General features: G+C 63.4%; 11 protein-coding genes, 1 pseudogene and 1 other annotated feature. Of the genes and pseudogenes, 11 read left to right on the plus strand and 1 reads right to left on the minus strand.

The genetic code is table 11. From position 1 onward, the window contains the following. Nucleotides 1-123: 123 nt before the first annotated feature. The 11 genes from HHL08_RS15835 to HHL08_RS15885 all read left to right on the plus strand — a co-directional run bounded on the left by HHL08_RS15835 (nucleotide 124) and on the right by HHL08_RS15885 (nucleotide 8,379). The gene (locus HHL08_RS15835; protein ID WP_169574030.1) at nucleotides 124-624 is read left to right on the plus strand and encodes an SRPBCC family protein; all 501 of its coding nucleotides are present in this window, start codon (nucleotides 124-126) and stop codon (nucleotides 622-624) included. A 30-nt stretch (nucleotides 625-654) separates the two neighbouring features. Next, nucleotides 655-957, plus strand: a complete 303-nt coding sequence (locus tag HHL08_RS15840) for a TFIIB-type zinc ribbon-containing protein (protein WP_169574031.1) — start codon at nucleotides 655-657, stop codon at nucleotides 955-957. A 183-nt stretch (nucleotides 958-1,140) separates the two neighbouring features. After that, nucleotides 1,141-1,515 (plus strand): hypothetical protein, encoded by a 375-nt coding sequence (locus HHL08_RS15845; RefSeq protein WP_169574032.1) that lies wholly within the window; start codon nucleotides 1,141-1,143, stop codon nucleotides 1,513-1,515. Beyond that, nucleotides 1,515-1,970 carry an MgtC/SapB family protein gene (locus HHL08_RS15850; protein ID WP_169574049.1) on the plus strand — a complete coding sequence of 152 codons (456 nt, stop codon included), beginning with the start codon at nucleotides 1,515-1,517 and terminating at the stop codon, nucleotides 1,968-1,970. The genes HHL08_RS15845 and HHL08_RS15850 overlap by 1 nt, the downstream gene beginning before the upstream one ends. Nucleotides 1,971-2,167: 197 nt before the next feature. Then, on the plus strand, nucleotides 2,168-2,452 hold the full coding sequence (locus HHL08_RS15855; protein WP_235955083.1) for a hypothetical protein: 285 nt from the start codon (nucleotides 2,168-2,170) through the stop codon (nucleotides 2,450-2,452). A 227-nt stretch (nucleotides 2,453-2,679) separates the two neighbouring features. Then, the gene (locus HHL08_RS25650; protein WP_235955084.1) at nucleotides 2,680-2,853 is read left to right on the plus strand and encodes a hypothetical protein; all 174 of its coding nucleotides are present in this window, start codon (nucleotides 2,680-2,682) and stop codon (nucleotides 2,851-2,853) included. A 31-nt stretch (nucleotides 2,854-2,884) separates the two neighbouring features. Continuing rightward, nucleotides 2,885-3,568 (plus strand): ZIP family metal transporter, encoded by a 684-nt coding sequence (locus tag HHL08_RS15865; RefSeq protein WP_169574034.1) that lies wholly within the window; start codon nucleotides 2,885-2,887, stop codon nucleotides 3,566-3,568. Then, nucleotides 3,565-4,173 carry a cation diffusion facilitator family transporter gene (locus HHL08_RS15870; RefSeq protein ID WP_169574035.1) on the plus strand — a complete coding sequence of 203 codons (609 nt, stop codon included), beginning with the start codon at nucleotides 3,565-3,567 and terminating at the stop codon, nucleotides 4,171-4,173. The genes HHL08_RS15865 and HHL08_RS15870 overlap by 4 nt, the downstream gene beginning before the upstream one ends. After that, a complete protein-coding gene (locus HHL08_RS15875) occupies nucleotides 4,170-6,713 on the plus strand; it encodes a heavy metal translocating P-type ATPase (protein ID WP_169574036.1) in 2,544 nt (847 codons plus the stop codon). Before HHL08_RS15870 ends, HHL08_RS15875 begins: the two co-directional genes overlap by 4 nt. Nucleotides 6,714-6,733: 20 nt before the next feature. Further along, complete coding sequence (locus tag HHL08_RS15880; protein ID WP_235955085.1) at nucleotides 6,734-7,633, plus strand: NAD(P)/FAD-dependent oxidoreductase; 900 nt, start codon at nucleotides 6,734-6,736, stop codon at nucleotides 7,631-7,633. Beyond that, nucleotides 7,630-8,379: an HAD-IIB family hydrolase gene (locus HHL08_RS15885; protein WP_008831132.1), complete on the plus strand. Its 750-nt coding sequence runs from the start codon at nucleotides 7,630-7,632 to the stop codon at nucleotides 8,377-8,379. Before HHL08_RS15880 ends, HHL08_RS15885 begins: the two co-directional genes overlap by 4 nt. 279 nt (nucleotides 8,380-8,658) lie before the next feature. Here HHL08_RS15885 and HHL08_RS15890 read toward each other — a convergent pair. Then, nucleotides 8,659-9,883, minus strand: a pseudogene (locus tag HHL08_RS15890) (IS3 family transposase); the annotation flags it as partial. Then, nucleotides 9,486-9,602: a sequence feature (AL1L pseudoknot), on the minus strand. It overlaps the preceding pseudogene by 117 nt. Nucleotides 9,884-10,246: the final 363 nt, after the last annotated feature.

Consider the following 10,246-nt stretch of genomic DNA (forward strand, 5'->3'; position numbering starts at 1 on the left):
CTTGCGCCATGCAAGCCCTCTACAGCGCCCCAGCTCCCATCAATCCCCCGTCCAATCGGGGAGGGGGCCGCCTTTGCGCGACCTCCGGTTTCGCCGCGCCTTGGCCGGACAGGACAGGCAGCCATGAAGGAAGAGACCACTTTCGATTTCAATATGTCAGCACTGCGGGTGTGGTCGCTGATCTCCGATCTGAGGGGGTTCGCACGATGGCACCCCATCTATCGTATCGCGGGCGATGCCGAACGCGGTGCGGAGATGGACGTCACCTGGCTGCTCTTCAAAGGCGACCGCAAGATGACGACGCAAATGGTCATCAACCGCCTGACGAAGCCGCAGCTCATCGGATGGCAGATGGGCGTAAAGGGTTTCCTCACCTTCGACGAACGCTACGAGATCGAACCTATCGCGAATGGTGTCTGTATTCACCATTCGATCGAATGTCGGGGCATCTTCGGCGGCTTGGTCGGCCGTATGATGCGCAAAGGCCTGCGGCGGACGATGCGGATACAGGATGCGGCATTTCTCGCACTTCTGCGCCGTCAGTCGCGCCTGCCCGGGCAGTCCCAGCGGCATCGTCGGCGCCCCATCAAGCCGCCGCCGCCTCCCGGCGCCGCGAACGACTGACAGGGCAACATTCCGAGAAAGGAATCCATCATGGTAGATAACCGTCCTTCCCCAGGACTACTGTGCCCGACGTGCCGCGTCGATCTCGTCATGAGCGAGCGGCAGGGCATCGAGATCGACTATTGCCCGCAATGTCGCGGGGTCTGGCTCGATCGCGGCGAACTCGACAAGATCATCGAGCGCAGCGCCGGTGACGACAGCGCGCGGCCGTTGAGCGGTGTTCGCCTCGGATTATCTGACGATCGCGGCCATGGCGATCATGGCGGGAAGCACGGTTACGAGCGGGGCCATAAGGGCCGCCGCAAGGGCTTTCTCAGCGAATTGTTCGACTGAACTGCTGTGGATCGGCCGCCGCACAACAAGTCCTTCGGGTGTCCGTGTGAGAACGGCCCGCGCCATGGGCGTGCCCCCTGCAGCGCCCATGGCGATAGATCGTGGAAAGACGGGGAAATAGCGGCTCGGCGCCTCCGGAGCGGCCCGGTTCGGGGGATCATCCTCGCGACCGGGCTTGCTTTGGTGCCGGGCCTGCTCGGCTGCTCGCCAGCCACCAACAAGAGCGAGGCCGAAGCATCTCGTGATCGCCAGATGCCTGACTTCATCGGTGAGCATTTCTACGCCTGCCCTGATGGTTCACGCCTCGATGTGGATTTCCTTGGCGATGGCCTGACCCTCGACATTAAGACAAATCCGAACGCCGCCCCGGTGCGAGTGAAGTCACCGGCAAGCGGGCTGACTTACGTCGGCCAAAATCTCAACGTGTCGATCTCAGGCGGCGACCGGATCACGCTCAAGCGCCCCGGCGCGCGCGCCATGGCCTGCAAGAGGGTGCTCGCCTATCGAGATGCAGCGCACAAGGTGGCAAGCGGACAAGCCGCAGGCTCGGCCGCATGATGATGATGCCGTCACTGTGGGAAACCCTTTCCCATATTGTCAGCCTTGCGCTGGCGTATGCGCTAGCGCTCCCGGTTGGCTGGGACCGGGAAAAGGACGAACGCAGCGCTGGCATCCGAACCTTTCCGCTGGTCGCCATCGCCAGTTGCGGGTTCGTGCTTGTTGGTATTGCCATTCTCGGACGCACGTCCCCTGCCCAAGCACGTCTGCTCGAAGGGTTGATCACAGGCGTTGGCTTCATCGGCGGCGGCGCCATATTGAAGCATGGTGGGAAGGCCTCCGGGACCGCTACCGCTGCAAGCCTCTGGGCAACCGGAGCGCTAGGCGCTGCCGTCGGCTATGGTCTCTACGATATCGCGGCAGTTCTCAGCCTGACGACCTTCCTGACGTTACACTACTCTCGTCCGCTGAAGCGTGCCTCCCAAGATCAAGTCGAGCCGGTTGACCGGCAATGAGGCACAATCGTACCTCAGACGCACGCGCGAAGTGGCGATTGCCCAAGCATGGAGGGCAATTCAAGCCCATGTCTCCGCCTTCGAGTGACGACCGTCGTTCGCGGCTGGTACGCTGGGCTTCTCTAATCGAACGCGACCCACATCAGCTTATAGCGCTTCTACGTCCGTCATGGGCGTCGGGAGACGACATCGCACCGGTGGCGGGGAAACCAAGTGCCATCGACCTGGCTTTTGCCGACCCGGTTTTTCGCGTGACGGGTCTCACGGGACGCTCTCGGGCTGACGTAAAATCGTTTTTCCGCCTTTCGGATACCGAGCTGGACCGGATCGCGTCCGGGTCTTGGCGCATCCCGCTGCGTCCTGCGTGGCAGGTCGCGGCGCGAATACGAAATGTCGCCGATCCGCGCAATGAAAGGCTGATCCTGTTTGGCGTCATGATCATGATCGTCGGTGTCATTGCAGTTGCTCAATGGCTTTTATGAGTATCAGGATGTTCACGGAGGCACACAGGACGCCATTTCAGATTGGAATCGCCGGCATATGCATTGTGCTGACGTTATTGGGCTGTTCCGAACAACCTCGCAAAGCGCCGCCGACTGAACAGGAAATCCACGCCGGCGATAGCGGGGATGTGAGCGGAACGCGCGGTCGCCACCCCTATCGGTGCGACGACAATCGACCGCTTCTCGTTGATTTCAAGAATGAGGGCTTGGCGCTCGAACTGCGTCGCAATGCGAACGCGGCGCCGATCATCCTGACCGCGCCGGCACCCGGGCTGCAATATGTCGGCGACATGATGAGCGCGACCTTCTCAGGCAACGAAATCAAGATCGAGGAAGCGGACAAGCGTCCGGTCCTGTGCAGGAAGGCAACAAGCTTGTGACCAACCCACCAGGCACAGAGGGGCGCTGACGATGGCAGCACTCAAATTCTCCCTGATCCCCATGATTGCGATCATGATCGGCGCGCTGGTCGCCGGATGGCGCACCCCAGGCGATAAGCTGGTCGCAGCGATGCAGCATTTGGCTGCGGGCGTGGTGTTCGCCGCGGCTGCGACAGAGATCCTGCCGATGGTGATGCACGGCGGCTCTCCAACCGCGACACTGATCGGCGGGGCGCTGGGCGTCGCCGTGATGCTCGGCCTAAAGGCGGCGGAAAGCCGGTTCAAGGGGCCGGTCGCGCTGCTCGCGGCGATCGGGCTCGATCTGGCGATAGATGGCTTGGTCCTCGGGCTCGCCTTCATCGCCGGCGAGAAGGCGGGCACCTTGCTGGCCGTGGCGTTGACCCTCGAGGTGCTTTTCCTTGCGCTGACCCTTACCAACGATCTGGCAGGCCGATATCGCAAGGTCAAGGCGATCGGCCTGACCTGTGCGCTGGCAGTGCTGGTGCCGATCGGCGCGCTGATCGCGCAACCTGTGGCGTTGCTGACACCGATATGGATCACCGGCTTCCTGAGCTTCGGCCTGATGGCGCTGCTTTATCTCGTCACCGAAGAGCTGTTGGTCGAGGCCCACGAGAAGCCGGACTCACCGCTTATCAGCGCGATGTTCTTCGTCGGCTTCCTCGTCCTCCTGCTGATCGAGGAGATCATCGCATGACGGCTCAACGGGAGGGCAAGGTCTCGGCCGAGCGGCGCACACTCTGGATCGTGCTACTGCTCAACGCGGCGATCGCTGCAGGCTTCTTCGTGACGGGGCTGACAGGCGATTCCAGCGCGCTCATCGCCAATGGCGTCGACAATCTGTCAGACACCGCGGTCTATGCGCTGAGCCTGATCGCGCTCAGCCACGGGCGCACATGGAAGACACGGGCCGCAACCGTGTCCGGCGTGATGCTGCTGATTTTCGCAGGCGGCATCCTGCTCGACGTTGGCCGCCGCTATATCCAGGGCAGTGAACCGATCGGGCCTACAATGATGGTGATGTCGGCGATCGCCGGCGTCGTGAACTATATCTGTCTGCGATTGCTGCAACGGCTCAAGCAGCCTGATGTTAATCTGCGCGCGGCGACCACCTTCAGCTTTAACGATTTCATCTCCAACGGCGGCATCCTGATCGCGGGCGCCCTGGTGCTTTGGCTGGAAACGAATTGGCCCGATCTACTGGTCGGCCTGGCTACCGCCCTTATCGCGATCAAAGGCGGCATAGAAATCCTGCGCGATGCGCGTGCAGAAACCAAGACCAACGCGGAGACGGCGTCATGACTGACAAGTTCGAACTCGATATTCCCGTCCTGCTGCCGGAGGTTCCGGATGCAGCCGATGCCTGTGTCGGGCGCCTCGTCTCGACACTCAGCGCCAAGCCCGGCGTCGAGCGCGCGCACGTCTTGCCTGCCGATCGGGATACGCCGGCAAAGCTCTGTATCCATTTTGATGGCACGGCGCTGCCTCTGTCACGCGTGCGCGACATGGTGCGGGCTGCAGGCGCCGAGATCAGCGGGCGATATGGTCATGCGACATGGCAGGTCGAAGGGATCAGCCACGAGCGCCGCGCTCGCACCGTCGGCGAGACCCTGTGCCAGATGCCCGGCGTGCTGCAGGCCGATGCCAGCGCCTCGGGCAGCGTCCGCGTCGAATATGACAAGGAGCGCGTTGACGAGCCGGCGATCCTCGCAGCGCTGAGCAAGCTCAAGGTCAAACCTGGCAAGCGGACGGGTTCCGATCATGCCGGACACGATCACGGTGCCGGCGCTCACGCCGGGCACGATCACAACTCCGGCGAACATGCCGGGCACGATCACGGCGAAGGCGCGGAAAAGCATGGGCCGGGGGATGGCCACGACCATGCCCACGCCAATTTCCTCGGCCCCAATACCGAGCTGATCTTCGCGCTCGCGTGCGGTGCGCTGCTGGCGATCGGCTTCGCGATCGAGAAGCTGGTTGCGGGCACCCCCGACTGGCTGCCAACCGCCTTTTATGTCGGTGCCTACGTCTTCGGCGGCTTCTTCACGCTGCGCGAAGCGATCGATAATCTGAAGCTCAAGAAATTCGAGATCGATACGCTGATGCTGGTTGCTGCCGCCGGCGCCGCGGCGCTCGGCGCCTTTGCGGAAGGCGCGCTGCTGCTGTTCCTGTTCAGCCTCGGCCATGCGCTCGAGCATTACGCGATGGGGCGCGCCAAGCGCGCGATCGAGGCGCTGGCCGAGCTCGCGCCCGACAAGGCGACGGTGCGCCGTGATGGGCAGACTTCGGAAATACCGGTCGAAGAGCTGGTGGTCGGCGACGTCGTGATCGTGCGCCCGAACGAACGCTTGCCCGCCGACGGCTTCGTCATCAAGGGGTCGAGCGCGATCAACCAGGCCCCCGTCACTGGAGAGAGCATCCCCGTCGACAAAGAACCGGTCGCCGATGTCGAGGCGGCGCGCGCGAAGCCCGATGCGGTCGAGGCCACGTCGCGGGTGTTCGCCGGCACGATCAACGGCGGTGCCGCGATCGAGATCGAGGTGACGCGGCGCTCCAATGAAAGCGCGCTCGCCAAGGTCGTGAAGATGGTGAGCGAAGCGGAGACGCAGAAGTCGCCTACGCAGCGTTTCACCGATCGCTTCGAGCGCGTCTTCGTGCCGGCGGTGCTGGCGCTCTCGTTCCTCCTGCTGTTCGCATGGGTTGTGGTCGATGAGCCGTTCCGCGACAGCTTCTATCGCGCGATGGCGGTGCTGGTCGCCGCCAGCCCGTGCGCGCTGGCGATCGCGACCCCGAGCGCAGTCCTGTCCGGCGTTGCGCGGGCGGCACGCGGCGGCGTGCTGGTGAAGGGCGGCGCGCCGCTTGAAAACCTTGGTTCCCTTAAGGCGATCGCGTTCGACAAGACCGGGACGCTGACGGAAGGTCGTCCCCGCATCACCGATGTCGTGCCCGTCGAGGGGGCGAGCGAAGAGGATCTGTTGGCACTCGCCGTCGCGGTCGAAGCCTTGAGCGATCACCCGCTGGCACAGGCGATCGTCAAGGACGGCCGCGAGCGCCTGGGTGGGCGCGATCTGCCGGAGGCGACCGATCTTAAGAGCCTGACGGGACGCGGCGTCACCGCCACCGTTGATGGCGAGACAGTATGGATCGGCAAGGCCGAGATGTTCGGCGTGGAGGGCATCCCCACGCTGAACGCGGCCGCGACCGACGCCATCGCCACCCTGCGTGAAAACGGGCGGACGACGATGGTGGTCCGCAAGGGCGATAAGGACATCGGCGCGATCGGGCTGATGGACACCCCGCGCGAGGCGGCCAAGGTCGCGCTCAAGCGGCTGCGCGAAATGGGAATCACCCGGATGATCATGATCTCGGGCGATCACCAGAAGGTGGCCGACGCCATCGCCAAGGATGTCGGGCTCGACGAGGCATGGGGCGACCTGATGCCGGAGGACAAGGTTGCCGCGATCAAGAAGCTCGCCGGCGAGGACAAGGTCGCGATGGTCGGCGATGGCGTCAACGACGCGCCGGCTATGGCGTCGGCGACGGTCGGCATTGCGATGGGTGCAGCGGGTTCGGACGTGGCGCTGGAGACGGCCGACGTTGCGCTGATGGCCGACGATCTTGGGCATCTGCCGTTCGCGGTGGGCCTGAGCCGCCACACTCGCGGGATCATCCGGCAGAATGTTTTCGTCAGCCTCGGGGTGGTCGCGTTCCTTGTGCCCGCGACGATCCTGGGCCTGGGCATCGGCCCGGCGGTCGCGATGCACGAAGGCTCAACGCTTCTGGTCGTTTTCAATGCGTTGCGGCTTCTCGCCTACCGCGATCCGGCGAAGCAAGTGGCATGACGGCGGATCGCTATGACGCCTTGATCGTCGGCGGCGGACCGGGGGGCCTCACGGCGGCGATCTACCTTGCGCGATATCACCGCCGCGTCGTTGTGGTCGATGAGGGGCACAGCCGAGCGAAATGGATACCGCTCTCCCACAACCACGCCGGCTATCCAGAGGGTATTGCCGGCGAGGAGCTGCTGCGGCGGATGCGCGAACAGGCGAAACGCTACGGGGCCACGATCCTGACGGACCGGATCGAAACGATCGACGGCAAGGCCGATGCCTTCGAAGCGCGAGGGTCCACAGTGACCATCGCCGCGCGCGCTGTCCTGATCGCAACCGGGGTCGAGAATCGCCGCCCTGCGCTCGATGCCGATACGCACCGCGACGCCTTGCAGCGGGGAATGCTGCGCTATTGCCCGGTCTGCGACGCCTACGAGGCAACCGGGCTGGCGATCGGGGTGATCGGCGCGAACACGCACGGAGTCGCGGAGGCGTTGTTCCTGCGCACCTTCTCGGACCGGATCACGCTTGTTGCGCAGGAGACGATCGATCTTGGTGCCGACGATCGCGCGGCGCTCGCCGCGGCCGAGATCGCAGTCGCACCGAAGCCGCTGTCCCGGATGGACTTTTCAGGCGATCGAGTTGCGCTCCACCTCACCGATGGCAGCGAGTTGCACTTCGACACGGTTTATCCGGCGCTCGGGTCGGACAGCAACAACGCGCTTGCGCGCCAGCTCGGCGTCGAGCTGAGCGACGATCGCTGCATCGTCGTCGATACCAAGCAGCGGGCGAGCGTCACTGGTGTCTATGCGGCGGGCGATATCGTCATGTCGCTCGATCAGATCAGCGTCGCGATGGGCCACGCGGCGATCGCCGCGACCGCCCTTCACAATGATCTCCGCAACCGCGACGGGGAGGGCACCGCCTCGTGAAATGGTTGATCGTATTCGACCTCGACGGGACCCTTGCGGAGAGCAAGCGGCCCTTGTCGCCCGAGATGGCGGCGACGCTCGCCCGCCTGCTGGCCGTGGTCGATGTTGCGGTGATCTCGGGCGGCGACTGGCCGCAATTCGACCGGCAAGTCGTCTCGCGCTTGCCGCTTAACGTCGCCCGCGAGCGGCTGTGGCTGATGCCGACCACTGGCACGAAGCTCTACCGCTTCATCGACGGTGCGTGGCGCAGGGTTTATGCCGAGCTGTTCGACAACGCGGAGAAGGCGAGCATCCGCGCAGCCTTCGACCGTGCGCTGTCGGAAGCGGGACTGGCCGACGAGCGCATTTGGGGAGAGCGGATCGAGGATCGGGGAAGCCAGATTACCTTTTCCGGCCTCGGCCAGGACGCGCCGCTGGAGGCGAAAGAGGGCTGGGATCCTGACCGCGCCAAGCGGGCCGCGATTCAAAAGACGCTACAGGTGGCGCTGCCCGACCTCTCGATCAACCTGGGCGGCACCACCTCGATCGATGTCACCCGTGCCGGGGTCGACAAGGGCTATGGGCTGAAGCGGCTGAGCAAGGAAAGCGGCGTGCCGCTCGCGCGAATGCTCTTCCTCGGCGACGCGATCTATCCGGGTGGCAATGACTATCCCGCTGCCGAACTCGGGATCGACACGGTGAAGGTCCGCGATGTTGTTGAAACTGCAGCTGTCGTGTCGGCGATCATCGTCTGTTTGAAGCATTGACGGGCGATTGCTCGACTTCTCCTCGAACGCAATGAGGATTGAGCGCGGGCGGATCGCAATCGCACGCGCCCTGAAATTACTTAGTTTGATAATAATAGATATGTTAAATTTATTAAACCGAGCCCAGCCTACCCCGTGCTATTCTATTATCGAGGCAGCCAATAAAAAGTTATTTAGATTTGCGTACCTTGCCCTTTAAAAGCTAGAAGTCGGATCGGTAACAGCAACGCCTCCTTCTGAACCTCCCTGGGTCTGCCGGAGGCGCTGGGTTGTGAGCCACGCTGCCATATCGATGTTGTCTGCGGCAGCATAATATTGATCTTCGACTTCGGCAGGCGGGATGTTGCCGATGGGCTCCAGCAGCCGGCGATTGTTGAACCAGTCGACCCACTCGAGCGTGGCGTACTCGACTGCTTCGAAGCTGCGCCACGGTCCACGCCGGTGGATCACCTCGGCTTTGTAAAGGCCGTTGATCGTTTCGGCCAAAGCATTGTCATAACTGTCGCCAACGCTGCCGACCGAGGGCTCGATCCCGGCTTCGGCGAGGCGTTCGGTGTATTTGATGGATACGTATTGCGACCCGCGGTCCCTATGATGGATGAGGCCGCCCCGGTGGTTCGGCCGACGATCGTGAAGCGCCTGTTCTAGTGCATCGAGGGCGAAGCTGGCATGCGCCGTCTTGCTGGCCCGCCAGCCAACGATCCGCCGAGCATAGGATCGATGACGAAGGCGACGTAGACGAACCCCGCCCAGGTCGCGACGTAGGTGAAGTCCGACACCCACAGGATGTTCGGCGCTGGCGCGTAGAACTTGCGGTTGACGTGATCGAGCGGGCACGGTGCCGCCCTGTCGCTGATGGTCGTGCGCACCGGCTTGCCCCGGATCACCCCTGCCAAGCCCATCTCACGCATCAGCCGAGCGACAGTACAGCGCGCGATCGGAAAGCCTTCCCGCATCATCTGCCGCCAGACCTTGCGCACACCGTAGACCGCGAAGTTCTCGGCGAACACGCGCGCGATCTCTGGCTTGAGGACCGCATCCTGCCGTGCTCGCGTCGACAGGCGTGTCGGATCCTGCCGCTGCGCGACGCGCTCGTGATAGGTGGATGGGGCGATCGGCAGGACGCGGCAGATTGGCTCGACCCCATAGGCATTGCGGTGATCGTCAATGAACGCGATCATCGCCGGAACGGGCGGTTGCGCTCCGCCTGAGCAAAATATGCAGACGCCTTGCGCAGGATCTCGTTGGCCTGCCGCAACTCACGGACCTCGCGCTCCAGCGCCTTCATCTTGTCGGCAACCTCGGTCGGAACACCGGCGCGCTTGCCGCTGTTGACCTCCGCCTTCTTCACCCACTCATGCAGTGTCTGCGGAACGCAGCCGATCTTCTCCGCGATCGAAACCACCGCCGCCTAGCGCGACGGGAAATCGCGCTCGTGATCGGCCACCATACGCACCGCCCGCTCGCGGACTTCCGGCGCAAACTTGTTCGTTGTCTTGCTCATACAGGCCCCACCTTCTCAGGAGTTGGAGCCTCCGGCAAACCCGGGGCGGTTCACATGCGGCCGGGTAGGGCTGATGACTGACCAACAAAATTCCTCCCATCGGAATTAAAGCTGAGCGGTTTTGTTGCGGGTTTGGACGGATGATTCGATGACGCGCGGCGGAGCAGGCCATAGCCTTTGCAGTTCGGCGGCAAAGGTTGCCAGGGTCACAAGACGTCCAGATATGTAAAGGCTATTTAGACCCAACTTGAACAGCGCTTTCACAAAAGCCGTTTATGTTCAATGGCATGCGCGCGCCGGCGCAAGTGTTACCACTACATTTTTTGGGGTCGGTTGAGCTTGCAGAGGCTCAGGTTTGCGGCG

This window comes from Sphingobium psychrophilum, from assembly GCF_012927105.1.
Taxonomy (GTDB): domain Bacteria; phylum Pseudomonadota; class Alphaproteobacteria; order Sphingomonadales; family Sphingomonadaceae; genus Sphingobium; species Sphingobium psychrophilum.